Annotated in this window: 13 protein-coding genes; all 13 read right to left on the reverse strand. The window is 50.1% G+C overall.

Annotation, left to right across the window (positions count from 1 at the left end; translation table 11 throughout):
* Nucleotides 1-225 precede the first annotated feature (225 nt).
* The 13 genes from OCV96_RS13165 to OCV96_RS13225 all read right to left on the reverse strand — a co-directional run bounded on the left by OCV96_RS13165 (nucleotide 226) and on the right by OCV96_RS13225 (nucleotide 13,769).
* Nucleotides 226-2,667, reverse strand: a complete 2,442-nt coding sequence (locus tag OCV96_RS13165) for an ATP-dependent Clp protease ATP-binding subunit (protein ID WP_118503525.1) — start codon at nucleotides 2,665-2,667, stop codon at nucleotides 226-228.
* Nucleotides 2,667-3,044: a GntR family transcriptional regulator gene (locus OCV96_RS13170; RefSeq protein WP_022312745.1), complete on the reverse strand. Its 378-nt coding sequence runs from the start codon at nucleotides 3,042-3,044 to the stop codon at nucleotides 2,667-2,669. The genes OCV96_RS13165 and OCV96_RS13170 overlap by 1 nt, the downstream gene beginning before the upstream one ends.
* Nucleotides 3,045-3,198: 154 nt before the next feature.
* Nucleotides 3,199-4,743 (reverse strand): SH3 domain-containing protein, encoded by a 1,545-nt coding sequence (locus OCV96_RS13175; protein WP_262594698.1) that lies wholly within the window; start codon nucleotides 4,741-4,743, stop codon nucleotides 3,199-3,201.
* Nucleotides 4,744-4,772: 29 nt separating this feature from the next.
* Entirely contained in the window at nucleotides 4,773-6,047 is a 1,275-nt protein-coding gene (purD, locus tag OCV96_RS13180) for a phosphoribosylamine--glycine ligase (RefSeq protein WP_227733159.1), read from the reverse strand.
* A gap of 139 nt (nucleotides 6,048-6,186) precedes the next feature.
* Nucleotides 6,187-6,813 carry a phosphoribosylglycinamide formyltransferase gene (purN, locus tag OCV96_RS13185; RefSeq protein ID WP_227733138.1) on the reverse strand — a complete coding sequence of 209 codons (627 nt, stop codon included), beginning with the start codon at nucleotides 6,811-6,813 and terminating at the stop codon, nucleotides 6,187-6,189.
* A complete protein-coding gene (gene purM, locus OCV96_RS13190) occupies nucleotides 6,807-7,832 on the reverse strand; it encodes a phosphoribosylformylglycinamidine cyclo-ligase (RefSeq protein WP_262594699.1) in 1,026 nt (341 codons plus the stop codon). Before purM ends, purN begins: the two co-directional genes overlap by 7 nt.
* A 66-nt stretch (nucleotides 7,833-7,898) precedes the next feature.
* Entirely contained in the window at nucleotides 7,899-8,435 is a 537-nt protein-coding gene (purE, locus tag OCV96_RS13195) for a 5-(carboxyamino)imidazole ribonucleotide mutase (protein WP_022153778.1), read from the reverse strand.
* A 152-nt stretch (nucleotides 8,436-8,587) separates the two neighbouring features.
* Nucleotides 8,588-10,672, reverse strand: coding sequence for an aminopeptidase (locus OCV96_RS13200; protein ID WP_262594700.1), 2,085 nt, complete (start codon nucleotides 10,670-10,672; stop codon nucleotides 8,588-8,590).
* A gap of 67 nt (nucleotides 10,673-10,739) precedes the next feature.
* Nucleotides 10,740-11,057: a DUF6142 family protein gene (locus tag OCV96_RS13205; RefSeq protein ID WP_117465892.1), complete on the reverse strand. Its 318-nt coding sequence runs from the start codon at nucleotides 11,055-11,057 to the stop codon at nucleotides 10,740-10,742.
* A gap of 115 nt (nucleotides 11,058-11,172) precedes the next feature.
* Nucleotides 11,173-11,325, reverse strand: coding sequence for a hypothetical protein (locus tag OCV96_RS13210; protein ID WP_172594711.1), 153 nt, complete (start codon nucleotides 11,323-11,325; stop codon nucleotides 11,173-11,175).
* Between the two features lie 43 nt (nucleotides 11,326-11,368).
* A complete protein-coding gene (gene pyrE, locus OCV96_RS13215; protein WP_022312846.1) occupies nucleotides 11,369-12,046 on the reverse strand; it encodes an orotate phosphoribosyltransferase in 678 nt (225 codons plus the stop codon).
* Nucleotides 12,047-12,164: 118 nt separating this feature from the next.
* On the reverse strand, nucleotides 12,165-12,869 hold the full coding sequence (locus tag OCV96_RS13220) for an SDR family oxidoreductase (protein WP_262594701.1): 705 nt from the start codon (nucleotides 12,867-12,869) through the stop codon (nucleotides 12,165-12,167).
* An 18-nt stretch (nucleotides 12,870-12,887) separates the two neighbouring features.
* Nucleotides 12,888-13,769, reverse strand: coding sequence for a nitroreductase family protein (locus OCV96_RS13225; protein WP_118537943.1), 882 nt, complete (start codon nucleotides 13,767-13,769; stop codon nucleotides 12,888-12,890).
* Between the last annotated feature and the right edge of the window lie 30 nt (nucleotides 13,770-13,799).

Raw genomic sequence — 13,799 nt, forward strand, 5'->3', positions numbered from 1 at the left:
GGTTTGAATAGTTACAGTATAATATATCTCACCCTGTTTTTCTACAAAAAGTTTTATTTATTTTGTAACTATTCAGAGTCATGTAAATTGTGTCATAGGTACGTCGAATGCTTGCATTCGTAAGAACCTTTGACGTAATTTATAGGACGAAGTAACCTCAATGAGCAAAAGGAACGCTCTGCAAGAGCGATTTTGCAAATTGAGTGACTGAATAGTTACAAATACTTAATTTTTCACGGTAAATACAACTTTTCCATCCTTGAATCCGGCGGATACCTTATCTCCCGGTACCACCTTTTTCTGCAGGATCTCCTCTGCCAGAGCATCCTCTACCACGGACTGGATTGCACGCTTCAAGGGTCTTGCTCCCATCTTGTTATCCGCATATTTGGATACCAGATGCTCCTTCAGCGCTGCTGTGATGGTCAGATGGATCCCCAGCTGATCCTCACATCTCTTGTACAGATTGGATGCCAGAAGATTCACGATCTCCTTCATGTTCTCATTGTTCAGCTGGTGGAACACGATAATATCATCAATACGGTTGATAAATTCCGGCTTGAAGCTGCGCTTTACTTCTTCCATGACATTGGATTTCATCTTCTCGTAATCCTTTGTCTCGCTCTTCTCTGTGGCAAAGCCCAGATTCTTGGGATCCACGATACGCTGTGCACCCGCATTGGAAGTCATGATCAGCACAGTGTTCTTGAAGCTGACCTTGCGTCCCTTGGAGTCCGTGATATGACCGTCATCCAGTACCTGCAAAAGTACATTAAATACATCCGGATGCGCTTTCTCGATCTCGTCAAACAGAACAACAGAGTAGGGATTACGGCGAACCTTCTCGCTCAGCTGTCCGCCTTCTTCAAAGCCTACATATCCGGGCGGTGATCCGATCATCTTGGAGACCGAATGGCCTTCCATGTATTCGGACATATCAACACGGATCATGGCATCTTCAGAGCCGAACATGGCTTCTGCCAATGCCTTGGACAGTTCCGTCTTACCAACACCGGTAGGACCTAAGAACAGGAAGGAGCCGATGGGACGGTTGGGATCTTTCAGACCCACACGGCCTCTGCGCATGGCCCTGGCCACTGCGGTCACTGCTTCCTCCTGGCCGATGACACGCTTATGCAGCGTCTTCTCCAGTTTTAACAGTCGTTCGCTCTCTTTTTCCGCCAGCTTCTGTACGGGGATCTTGGTCCACTGGGCAACGACCTCGGCGATTTCATTCTCACCGATACTGATAACATTGCCCGCTTCCTGTTTCTCCCGCTTTTTCATCAGGCGGTCATATTTTTTCACCAGCGCATCCTGCTGCTTCTTGATCTCTGCCATCTGGTCAAATGCTTCCATGCGGATAGCTCTCTCCATCTCCTGATCCATCTCGTGGATACGATCAGCGATCTCCTTCGCTTTATCCGGGGCATCCAATGCACTCAGTCTTGCGCTTGCCGAAGCTTCATCGATCAGATCGATGGCCTTATCCGGCAGATTTCTGTCATTGATATAACGGCTGGACAATCTGACAGCAGCCTCAATGGCCTCCGGGGTGATCTGCACATGGTGATGATCCTCATATTTTCCTTTGATGCCCTCCAGAATGCGGACCGCCTCTTCCTCTGTAGGTTCTTCCACAGTCACCGGCTGGAATCTGCGCTCCAGAGCCGCATCCTTCTCAATATACTTGCGGTATTCCGCAATGGTGGTGGCACCAATCAGCTGGATCTCTCCACGGGCCAGGGAAGGCTTCATGATATTGGACGCGTCAATGGCGCCTTCCGCACCTCCGGCACCAATGATCGTATGAAGTTCATCCAGGAATAAAATAATATTCCCGTCCTCCGTCACTTCCTTCAATACCTTCTTGATACGTTCCTCGAACTCACCACGGTACTTACTTCCTGCCACCATTCCCGACAAATCTAATGTCAGTACTCTCTTATTCTGCACGGTAAAAGGTACGTCTCCTGCCACAATGCGGGCTGCCAGACCTTCTACCACGGCGGTCTTACCTACACCGGGTTCTCCGACGAGACAGGGATTGTTCTTCGTGCGGCGACTTAAGATCTGCACTACTCTGCGGATCTCTTCTTCTCTGCCTACCACAGGATCCAATTTTCCTTCTCTGGCCAGAGCCGTCAGGTCTCTGCTGTATTGTTCCAGTGTAGACTGCTTCGCCTTGCGGTCTCCCTTTTTCCCCAGATCTTCCTTGTACAGATTGCCGTCCTGTCCGATGGCGATCAGGGTATCTACATAGATCTTCTGCACATTGGCTCCCAACGTGTTCAGCAGACGCACGGCAACATTCTCGCCCTCTTTGATCAGTGCAAGAAGCAGATGCTCCGTGCCGGTCTGCTTCTGTCCGAAACGGGCAGCCTGGCGGTGTGCCTCTTCCAGAATCCGGGCAGCTCTGGGAGAATATCCCTCTTTGTCCTTCACGGCCACACCGTTTTCAAAGGCGATCAGATCCCGGATCATTTCCATGACCTGATCCACTTCTACTCCGTTATCCGCCAACACTTTTGCGGCTACACCGGTATCTTCCTTCAGGAGTCCCACCAGAATGTGTTCGGTCCCGATATAGCCCTGTTTCAGGCCTCTGGCACATCTGCCGGCCTGGGCAAGCGCATTCTGCGCTTTATCCGTAAACTGTGACTGCATCAATTCAGTCCTCCATATTCTTCATAAATTTCATCAATCAATTCATGTACTTCCTGCCTGGAAATATTTTTGCAGCTGCTCTTAGCAAGTATTACCTGCAGTTCCTTCCGCAATTCATCCACCGCACGCATACGGTCCACATCCAGAGCGATCACGGCTCCCTTTCGCCTGTCGACCTTGACATAGCCCTCCTGCTTCAGAACCGTATAGGCCTTATTTACAGTATGCATATTGATCCCGATGGTATCCGCCAGCTGCCGTACACTCGGCAGGGAATCTCCCTCATGAAACTGTGACGTGGCAATTCCCATGATGATCTGATTGCGCAGTTGCATATAGAGCGCTTCATTACTGTTGAAATCTATCTCTATTATCATCAAAATCACTCCCTTCCCACTGTCACCGATTGTTATACGTCTATTATAACAGTGAGGGCGGTGCTGTCAACTGCAGACCGGGAAAGTTTATCAAAATTTTAAAAAGAAAGCGGCATCCCACTCTCGTAAGATGCCGTTTCCGGTCTTTTTATTCCTATTGTTCTTCGTCGCCGTCCCAGTTCAGGAATTCGAATTCGAACTCGTCATCATCGGACATGAAGTTCTTGGACTTCCAGCCGGGATCCTGCGGATTACCGTTATTCTGTGCCGGTTTTACCGGTCTGTCTACTTGCGGTGCGGGTCTTCCGGTCTGGGGTGCTGCAGGTCTGGTTCCCTGCGGTGCGGGTCTTCCGGTCTGGGGTGCTGCAGGTCTGGTTCCCTGCGGTGCGGGTCTTCCGGTCTGAGGTGCTGCAGGTCTGGTTCCCTGCGGTGCGGGTCTTCCGGCCTGGGGTGCCGTAGGTCTGGCTCCCTGTGTCGCGGGTCTTGCCTGCTGGCCTGCCGGTCTCTGTCCCTGCACCGGTCTGCCGCCCTGTCCGGCGGGCTTTCCTGCGGGACGTCTCTCCGCTCCCACTTCATGCATCACTTTCTGGCCACCCTGGGTTCTGCCGCCCTGAGGTGCCGGTCTTCCACCCTGACCTCTGCCGGTCTGGGGTCTGTCCACTCTTCTTCTGCGAAGTGCTGCTTCCTCCGCATCAGAGAAATCAGCCGCATCCGTCATATCCTTGATCTTGAAGATCAGCAGAGTGACTGCTGCCGCCGCTGCCACCAGAAGAATGACAAGAATAATGATCACGACCTTCTGACTGGTGATCTTCTTCTGATTGGTCTCAAACTGCGCATTGATCTCAGTAATCTGGTCAATAGAGCTGAACAGATCATCGATCTTGTATTGTTTCTGTCCTACCATATCTAACAGATACCATGCATCTCCCTGCAACTGGGTATCCCAGTCCTTGGAAGTGGTCTGTGTATCCTCGGCGGGCTGTTCTTCCGAAGGCTGTTCTTCCGCAGGCTGCTCTGTGGAAGGTGCCTGCAGTTCTCCGGATAACGCCACATAATCGGAACGGATAAATCCGGTCACTTCGGTATTGTTGGCGATGAAATTCACCTGATACCAGGTATTGCCGTCCGTACCGGTAGCCTGTCCGGTGACGGTCAGAGCCATTCCGTTCTCTGCCGTGGTTACGATCTGGCTCGTGGTAGATGCATTGCTGCGCACACGCACCGACTGTCCGCCCGTCACGGTAGCACTTACAGGCTCCACCGCTGTGACATCCACCGGTGTTTCATTCACTGCCGGAGCCGGTGTTGCTGTGGTAGTCGTCGTTGTAGTTGTCGTGGTGGTCGTAGTTGAAGAAGACGGCGGGGTAGATCCGTCGGTAATGCTTACCAGATCGGAACGAATATATCCCAGCGTATTCGCATCCACATATACCTCATACCAGGTATAGCCATCCGCTCCCTTGGTCTGGCTCTTGATGGAAATGGTCTTATCCTTTGCCGCACTGCCGATGACTTCACTGGAAGAATCCGCGCTCTTACGGATCTTTGCACTGGATGCTGTTACCTTGGCTGCGCTTTCCGCATGGCTGACAAACGCCAGATTCTCGGCAAAAAGTCCTGCTCCCAGCACAAGCACCAATGCAAGCATTCCCCAGAAAGCCTTGAATTTACTTGTTCTCTGTACTGTCTTTTTCATCTGCAACTCCTTCTGTATCCTGACATGTCTTACGCTTCATCGATTGCCTTGCCAATGTCATGACGCATGTATTTGTTCTCGAAGGTGATCCATTCCGTTGCCTCATAGGCATTGGCACGGGCCTCCTTCAGGGTAGCTCCCTTGGCTGTCACTCCCAGAACACGTCCGCCGTTTGTCACGATTCCCTTGTCTGTGAGCTTCGTTCCCGCATGGAAACAATAATAGCCGTCTTTTCCGTTGAACTTCTCCAGTCCGTTTATCACATAACCCTTCTCATAGGATACCGGATAGCCATCACTGGCCAGAACCACACAGACTGCAGCATTGTCTTCAAACTGCAGATCGATCTGATCCAGAGTACCGTCCACACAAGCCTCCATGACCTCGATAATATCGTTCTTCATGCGGGGCAGTACCACCTGTGCCTCCGGGTCACCGAATCTTGCATTGTACTCCAGTACTTTGGGACCGTTCGGTGTCAGCATCAATCCGAAGAAAATAACGCCTTTGAAAGGTCTGCCTTCCGCTGCCATGGCATCCACCGTAGCCTGGTAAATATATTTCTTGCAGAATGCATCCACTTCTTCGGTATAGAACGGGCTGGGAGAAAAGGTTCCCATACCGCCGGTATTCAGTCCCTGATCGCCGTCCTTCGCTCTCTTGTGATCCTGTGCAGAAGTCATGATCCGGATGGTCTTGCCATCTACAAAGGAAAGTACACTGACTTCTCTTCCGGTCATAAACTCTTCGATGACCATACGATTACCAGCCGCACCGAATTTCTTGTCCAGCATGATCTCATCCACGCCTGCCAGAGCTTCCTCCAACGTATTGCAGATCAGTACGCCTTTTCCCAGTGCCAGGCCATCTGCCTTCAGCACGGTAGGGAAACTTGCCTGCTCCTTCAGATATTTGATGGCATCCTCCGCATTATCGAAATTCTCATAGGCTGCGGTAGGAATATTATATTTTTTCATAAGATCCTTGGAAAAAGCCTTGCTGCCCTCCAGGATTGCTGCATTTTTACGGGGTCCGAAAGCACGCAGGCCCTCTGCCTCCAGTGCATCTACCAGTCCGCCTACCAGAGGATCGTCCATACCTACGATGGTCAGGTCAACGGCCTGTTCCTTCGCAAAAGCAACGATCTTGTCAAATTCCATGGCTCCGATGGGAACACATTCTGCGATCTGACCGATTCCGGCATTGCCCGGAGCACAATAGATCTTATCTACCTTAGGACTCTTTGCAACACAGGTTGCAATGGCATGCTCTCTGCCACCGCCACCTACGATCAATACTTTCATACCCATATTATGTTTCTCCTTATTCCGTAACTATTCACCCCCCATTCGCAAAACCGCCTCTGCGAGGCTTTCCTGAATAACATGTTTGTATGCTATTTGCTCATGGTGATTACTTCGCCCATTGGCTCTGAATAGTTACTCATTTGTTATGCTTTACTTTGCCGTCTACGACGCAGATCCGTCCATTGGCAATGTCATCCACCGCCTGAGGCAGAAGCAGCCACTCAGCCTGTTCCATGACACGTCTCTGTAAGATTTCCGGGGTATCATCATCTTCCACTGCCACTGCTTTCTGTGCAATGATAGGGCCTTCATCCATGCCTTCATTCACAAAATGCACGGTGGCTCCGGTGACCTTCACACCGCGCTCCAGTGCCTTTTCATGCACATGAAGTCCATAGTATCCCACACCACAGAAAGAGGGGATCAGAGACGGATGAATATTGATGATACGATTACTGTATTCATGCACCATAGTCTCCGGGATCTTCACCAGGAAGCCTGCCAGCACGATCAGATCCGGGGTAAATTCCTTCACCTTTGCAAGCAACGCATCGTTAAATACTTCTCTGCTCTCATAATCCTTCGGAGACACACATACCGCAGGAATTCCTGCATTACGTGCTCTCTCCAGGCTCTTCACCGTCTTGTTGTTGCTGATGACACCGACGATCTGCGCATTGGTGACCTTGCCCGCTGCGATAGCATCAATGATCGCCTGCAGATTCGTTCCGCCGCCGGATACCAGTACGACTACTCTTAACATATGGTCACACCCTTTTCACCGGCTTCGCAGGTACCTACCACGTAAGCGGTCTCCCCTGCTGCTTTCAGCGCTTCCAGAGTCTTGTCCACATCTGCGGGATCCAGTGCCAGCACCATGCCAAGACCCATGTTGTAGGTGTTGTACATCATCTCGTCAGCAATGTTGCCCTTTTTCTGCATCAGACGGAAAATAGCGGGTACTTCGTAGCTGTCCTTCTTCACAACTGCGCAGATGCCGTCAGGAAGCATTCTGGGAATATTCTCATAGAAACCGCCGCCGGTAATATGGCTGCAGCCCTTTACCTTAACGCCTGCGTTCTTCACAGACTTCATAGCCTTCACATAGATTCTGGTGGGAGCAAGCAGTGCTTCACCCAGAGTCTTGCCCAGTTCGTCATAATAGGTATCCAGGCTCTCTTTGGTCATATCGAATACCTTTCTCACCAGGGAGAAACCGTTGGAATGTACACCGGAGGAAGTGATTCCCACCAGTACATCACCGGGCTTGATGTTCTCGCCGGTGATCAGATCCTTACGCTCTACCACACCTACTGCAAATCCGGCCAGATCGTACTCATCCTCAGGCATCAGTCCGGGATGCTCTGCGGTCTCACCGCCTACCAGTGCTGCGTCAGACTGCTTACAGCCCTCTGCCACGCCCTTTACGATGGTAGCGATCTTCTCGGGAATATTGCGTCCGCATGCGATATAATCCAGGAAAAATAAAGGTTCACCACCTGCACATGCCACATCATTTACACACATGGCTACACAGTCGATTCCAATGGTATCATGCTTGTCCATTAAAAATGCCAGCTTCAGCTTGGTACCTACACCATCGGTTCCGGACAGGAGCACGGGATCCTCCATGTCTTTGATGGCACTCAGGGAAAATGCTCCGGAGAAACCGCCGATACCGCCCATTACTTCGGGACGCATGGTCTCCTTCACGTACTTCTTCATCAGTTCTACAGACTTGTAGCCTGCTTCGATGTCTACTCCAGCTTTCTTGTAATCCATTTTCTCCTCATTTCCGCCGCAGGGGCTCTTTCGTTTTATTCCGAATAAATAATACTTTTATAAACCTTACTTCTTCATGCCTTCCAGGTAAGCTTTGTAGCCGATTTCCTGCAATTTTGCATCCTTGGCTTCTACCTGTTCTTTTAATTTGGTGCTGTATGCTTTTAACTTTCCGAGAAGCTCTGCGTCGGAAGTAGCCAGAATCTTGGCTGCCAGAAGTCCTGCATTGGCGCCGCCGTTAATGGCTACTGTGGCAACCGGGATGCCAGAGGGCATCTGAACGATGGAATACAGAGAATCTCTGCCTCCCAGGGAAGTGGTGTGCATCGGGATTCCGATGACGGGCATAGGGAAAATAGCGGCACACATGCCGGGCAGATGCGCTGCCATACCGGCTCCGGCGATGATCACCTTGAAGCCTTTTTCCTCCGCACTTTTTGCATACTCAAAAAACACATCCGGCTCTCTGTGAGCACTGATCACGGTCATCTCATAAGGGATGCCCAGTTCTTCCAGAATGTCTGCGGCTTTCGCCATCACAGGCATATCGGAATCACTACCCATTACAATGCCAACCTTAGGGCAATTCTCTGTATTTGCCATAATGTCCTCCTCATGTATCGGTTGCACCGATTTTATCCATATATATTTTATCTTACTAAAATCTTTTCAATGATGCAATGGTTTTATGAAATCTTATGATAACTATTCAGAACCATGCAAAATTGCTTTCTGCAAATGCTTGCTGAATAGTTTTAATCCAACTCCCGCAGCGGCTCATTCAGTTCTTCCGTTCCGGGAAGGACAAATCTGCCGTTCGCAATAATGGGGATCCGCCCGCCGTCCTTTTTCACTGCGGTCAGCTCTGCCAGTTCATCGTAAGGAATGGTAATGTCCGTATGGCAGTTAAAATAAGCCTTGGAAGGGTTCACACTGCGAAGGGCGGCCACCTCATTGTCTCTGGCCACGATCTCTTTACCGTCGGGATTGTATACCTTCACCTCTTCCGCATGGGAATAGCAGGTATCGCCCACTGCAAAATGCGGTCCCATCTTCTCCGCGATCAGGATCGGCATCCTGGCTTCCACGCCCAGACGCTTTGCCGCCACATAAGCCGTAGTGTTTGTGCCGATGGCAAATTCTCCCAGCGGCAGTGTCTTATGGCGGAACAGGATATTTTCCTTAATGAATGCCCTGTTCTCTTCCTCCGTGGCAAAATTAGCACAGTTGTAGTTTTTAATCCTGCCGTTTTCGAAGGTGATCTCCAGATTCTTATATTCCAAGCCGTTCAGGAACACTTTTGTCACATGCAGCACACCGTTTGAGCCTTCCAGCACCGGAGAGGTAAATACTTCTCCCACGGGAATATTCACGTCTGCCACGCAGTTTTCAAAAATAGTTTCTTTGGCAGGATCTTTGAGCTTCCACAGATTCACTGTGATATCCGTGTGATTACCGTTACAGCCCTTCACCTCACAGTGGTCTGCCTGATCCAGCGCATCGATGATGGTCTGCTGGATCCTCTGATATTTTTTATAATCCAGGGTGTTGATCCGAATAGTCTCCCGGAAAAGTTCTTCAAAGCAGTCCCCTACCTCCGGGATGGGGAACGCAATAATCGTAAAGCTGCGCTCTTCCTCAATAATATACTGTCTCTGCAGCTGTCCCATCTGGGTGCGGTGCTCCACCATAAGAGCGCTCTGCTCATCCGTCATTTTCACCGCTTCCGGCTTGTTCACCGGTGCGAAATCTTTCTCACCGAAGGTCTCCACCACGGCCGGGCCCGCATAGCCTCTGGCCTCTGTCTTATATTTTTCAAAAGCGGTATGCATGACTTCCAGTTTCCGACTGCAATACATTTTATCCAAGAACAGTGCCTTGTCATCCTTGTGATCGAACTCATACTGTCTGTTGGGGCTGACACTGTAGAAGCCGTTTTTATAAATGGAGGGATTATATAAAATACTGGCAGCTGCACGGTAGATCACAGGCTGCAATCCCATTTTGTCAAAATTCTCCAGAGTTCTCCGCATCATGCGTTCGAAGCCCAACTGATAACGGACATCCACCGCAGCTTTTTTCGACAGATCCTTGCCGGTCACTTCAAAACCGATGCGGTACCCCTCGGTATAAGTGTCTGCCATGGTATTTATGGTTTCTTCCGGCAGGGAATTCAGGAATTTCGCCATTGCCAGTTCATTTTCCCCCACGTATTCTCCATAGGCATAGAGATAACGCAGATCGGTCAGTTCCGCCCTTCGGATAATGTCTGCCGCAAAATTATTCCCCGGGCATACCAGTTCCCGTACCCGTGCTTCCGCCGCCACATCCGCGTAATCGCTGACGAACCAGTAAAGGATCTCACGGATGGACGCATAAGACGGAAGTCTGTGATTCTCCTGCTCCTCATATACAAATGCCGCATATACCTCAGAAAACAGTTCCATACGGATCACCAGTTCGTCCAGTCTTCCCTCATAGGTAAAACCGATCAGGCTCCGCATTTCCGTATAAAGGAAGGCGGCCAGTGCGCCGAATTCTTCTCCCAGACACTTTACAGCTACCGCAGGATTAGCAAAGCTGTTCTCATAATTTTCCGGTAAAATATCTTCATACAGGGCATGGTTACGCTGTTTCAGCTCTTCCAAAGTGGCAGTGTTCTGTTTTCCCTGCTCCAGGAACTGTCTGGTATCCTCGATCAGCAGTAAAAATTTTGCTACCGCTGTAAAATATTCTTTCCAGTGCTGCAGGCTTTCTTCCTGCCAGTCCTCCCCGGGGATCTCCCGGATCCGGTCTAAGGCCAGTTCCAGACGTTCCAGTAATAATTCTCTTTCTTCCATAGATCTGATTGCTCCTTCTATCTAAATAACTGCTGTGTGATCCAATGCTTCTGCTCCAGAATATCCGTTACAGACGGCTTCCCAGATACAGCAAAAAGCTGACACCTCCAAGGGCAACAACATTTAATATTGTTCCCAGCACGGGAAAGATACGATAGATATCTTTTTCCCGAAGGGTCAGTATTCCCAGGATCAGTCCGATCAGGGAATAGATGGTGGCCAACACACCGGTAACACCGTATCCACCGTGCATCACGCCGCCCTGACTGTAGGACAGATACGTCACGATCCCCAGGGACACCAGACTGATGCCCCCCAGGATGGTCGACATGATCGCCCTGTTGGAATGTTTTTTATTCGTAAAAATGTAGTTCTTTTTCCGCATACTATTTTCAAGCCTTTCAGTAACCTGCAATCCCCCATGGAACCCGAAAAGGGCACTTCCGGTATGGAAATGCCCAATTTTCACGCCCTGACGGCGTTTTCCTTCTCAATTGTGATCAGAACAGAATACGTGATTTGCCGGAGACCAGCTTGCCGCCACTGATGATCAGCAACACACCTGCCGCGATTCCGACTACCAGGGAAATGACTCCCAGTACAATATTCAGAGCACCTGCTCCACGCATGATCTTATAGATTTTCTCTTCCATGGAATCCTCCTGTCTTCTATCCAAAACTTTCGAAGCCGTCTGCTTAAGCACCGTATACAGCATAATATTCGTCGATTGCCTTCTTCAGAGTATCATCAATGTATACCTGTCCCTTGTAAGGCTTGTTGTACAGATGATCAATGACATCCTGCATGGTTACGATGGCATGTGCATCAAATCCGTACTTTTCCTTGATCTCTTCCAGTGCGCTGACCTTGCCGCCCAGACCCTTTTCCATACGGTTCAGGGATACCATCAGACCAACGATTTCTACATTGGCTGCTCCTCTTACCTTGGGAACGGTCTCTTCCATAGATTTGCCGGAAGTGGTAACATCCTCGATCATGATGACTCTGTCGCCATCTTTTAAGGAGCTTCCCAGGAAGCTTCCCTTATCTGCGCCGTGATCCTTCTCTTCCTTACGGTCAGAACAGTAACGAACCTCTTTGCCGTATAATTTGCTGTAAGCCACTGCGGTTACAACACTGATGGGAATTCCCTTATATGCCGGTCCGAACAATACATCGAAATCATCGCCGTAAGTATCATGAATTGCTTTCGCATAGCTCTCCCCCAGCTTCATCAGCTGAGAACCGGTGACATACGCACCTGCGTTCATGAAGAAAGGAGACTTTCTGCCACTCTTTAAGGTAAACTCGCCAAACTTCAACGCCTGACAATCCACCATGAATTCAATAAATTCCTGCTTGTACTGTTCCATTATATCTAAAAACCTCCGTGATTCTCGTATCTTTGTCAGTTCTGCCCTTTATCATACCATACTTTTTTTTAACATTCAATGAGTTTCCTTGAGAAGAAAAAGGCAGTCCATCGACTGCCTAATAGGTATCTCCCTGTAAAGGTCGGATATTCACTTCCTCCAGTACTGCCTGTGGGGACAGACGGAAGGTCAGGGTGATGACTTTTCCGAGGTCGGAGGTCTCTAAAAGTGACCTGTCCTCTTCGGAGGATTTCTTTCTGGTCTCGGTAAAGGTGCCGCCGGGATTGATGAGGGATACACCGATCCCCATAGGCTTGCATTCCTCCCGGAGGGCATAGGCATAGGACCGGAGCGCCCATTTGGAAATGCCGTAGATGCCGCCCCTGTCTCTGCGGATTCCCGAAGTGGAACCGATGAGTACGATGCGGCTGCCCGGTGCCAGCAGTGGAAGGAACTCTTTCACCAGACGGTAATATGCTGTCACGTTGCTGTCAAGCATTGCCTGCAGTTCCTCCGGCTCCGGCTGTACTACGGATGTCTTCGTGGCCGGATTGGGAAATACCGCCGCACACAGGATCAGTCCATCCACGTTATCTCCGAATCCCGCTATTTTACCGTTCTTCACTGCATCCACCAGTCCAGTGGTTTCCTCTGCCTTCCCGGCATCACAGGAATACGTTGCCGCTCCGGCCAGTTCTTTCCCTGTCTCTTCCAGTGTCTTCGGATTTCTGCCGACGATCAGCACGTTATTTCCATCCTGTAACAATTCTCTGGCGGCCGCCTTGCCGATGCCGCGGCTGCCACCGATGATCACAATATTCATGCGCCGCTCTCCTTCTTCCTAGTATCTTCCGAGAATCGTATCCTTGACATCCCATCTCTGCGGCGGATAAGGAGTCTGATCACCATATCCTACATCCACATAGGTCACCAGCCGGATATAATCCGGCAGATTGAATTTCTTCCGCAGTCTGTCGCAGAATTCCTCTCCGGGGAACGTCAGCCATACCCCCTCTAATCCTACCGCATGAGCAGCCAGAACGATATTCTGTCCGGCGGCTCCGGCATCCAGCAGCTGATTTCTCACCGGGGTAAAGGAGTTGGCTCTGTAGCATCTCATATCCTGTAAGATCACCAGATGCACCGGACCTCCCGGCACGTCACTGCCGCGGAACAGTCCCGGCTCGTTTTTCTCCCGTACCACCACATAGCGGATGGACTGTATATTACAGCCGTGAGCAGCCCAAAGCCCCGCTTCCAGGATCTTATCGATCAGTTCATCCGGTACTTCCTTGTCCTTGAATTCCCGGACGCTTCTGCGTTCCTTTACAATCGTGAAAAAGTCTTTCTCCATCTGTTCCGTCACCGGCGTAGGTTTGTAAGGTGTCAGATCCACGTCTTCCCCCTTTACCAGTTTCTCCGCCGCATCGATCAGGAAAGAGGCATACCGATATTCCGGCAGATTTTTTCCCAATCCTCTTTTCTCCCACAGTTCCAGCAGATGCTTCGTATAATCTGCCTGGTTGGGTTTTAATTTCTGGTGGCGATATGCGGTGGCATATACCTGGATCTCCAGGGTATGATGGGAACGTTCTCTCACTCTTGCCCGGAATTCTGTCTCATCCATGGCTAAAAGCTGCTCGTCTGTCAGACGCATATTGTTATTCCAGATCTCAAGTACTTCATCTCTGGAAAGGTAATCCATACTGGTGTCACGAAACATACTGCTGCCTCCTTATTCTCTGTATTCTCC

This window comes from Waltera acetigignens (assembly GCF_025567015.1).
In the GTDB taxonomy this organism is placed as follows: Bacteria; Bacillota; Clostridia; order Lachnospirales; family Lachnospiraceae; genus Acetatifactor; species Acetatifactor acetigignens.

What these genes read in the sequence shown, in the direction of transcription:
- OCV96_RS13165 (WP_118503525.1), bottom strand. Translation starts at nt 2,667, where the DNA reads ATGCAGTCACAGTTTACGGATAAAGCGCAGAATGCGCTTGCCCAGGCC.
- OCV96_RS13170 (WP_022312745.1), bottom strand. Translation starts at nt 3,044, where the DNA reads ATGATAATAGAGATAGATTTCAACAGTAATGAAGCGCTCTATATGCAA.
- OCV96_RS13175 (WP_262594698.1), bottom strand. Translation starts at nt 4,743, where the DNA reads ATGAAAAAGACAGTACAGAGAACAAGTAAATTCAAGGCTTTCTGGGGA.
- purD (WP_227733159.1), bottom strand. Translation starts at nt 6,047, where the DNA reads ATGAAAGTATTGATCGTAGGTGGCGGTGGCAGAGAGCATGCCATTGCA.
- purN (WP_227733138.1), bottom strand. Translation starts at nt 6,813, where the DNA reads ATGTTAAGAGTAGTCGTACTGGTATCCGGCGGCGGAACGAATCTGCAG.
- purM (WP_262594699.1), bottom strand. Translation starts at nt 7,832, where the DNA reads ATGGATTACAAGAAAGCTGGAGTAGACATCGAAGCAGGCTACAAGTCT.
- purE (WP_022153778.1), bottom strand. Translation starts at nt 8,435, where the DNA reads ATGGCAAATACAGAGAATTGCCCTAAGGTTGGCATTGTAATGGGTAGT.
- OCV96_RS13200 (WP_262594700.1), bottom strand. Translation starts at nt 10,672, where the DNA reads ATGGAAGAAAGAGAATTATTACTGGAACGTCTGGAACTGGCCTTAGAC.
- OCV96_RS13205 (WP_117465892.1), bottom strand. Translation starts at nt 11,057, where the DNA reads ATGCGGAAAAAGAACTACATTTTTACGAATAAAAAACATTCCAACAGG.
- OCV96_RS13210 (WP_172594711.1), bottom strand. Translation starts at nt 11,325, where the DNA reads ATGGAAGAGAAAATCTATAAGATCATGCGTGGAGCAGGTGCTCTGAAT.
- pyrE (WP_022312846.1), bottom strand. Translation starts at nt 12,046, where the DNA reads ATGGAACAGTACAAGCAGGAATTTATTGAATTCATGGTGGATTGTCAG.
- OCV96_RS13220 (WP_262594701.1), bottom strand. Translation starts at nt 12,869, where the DNA reads ATGAATATTGTGATCATCGGTGGCAGCCGCGGCATCGGCAAGGCGGCC.
- OCV96_RS13225 (WP_118537943.1), bottom strand. Translation starts at nt 13,769, where the DNA reads ATGTTTCGTGACACCAGTATGGATTACCTTTCCAGAGATGAAGTACTT.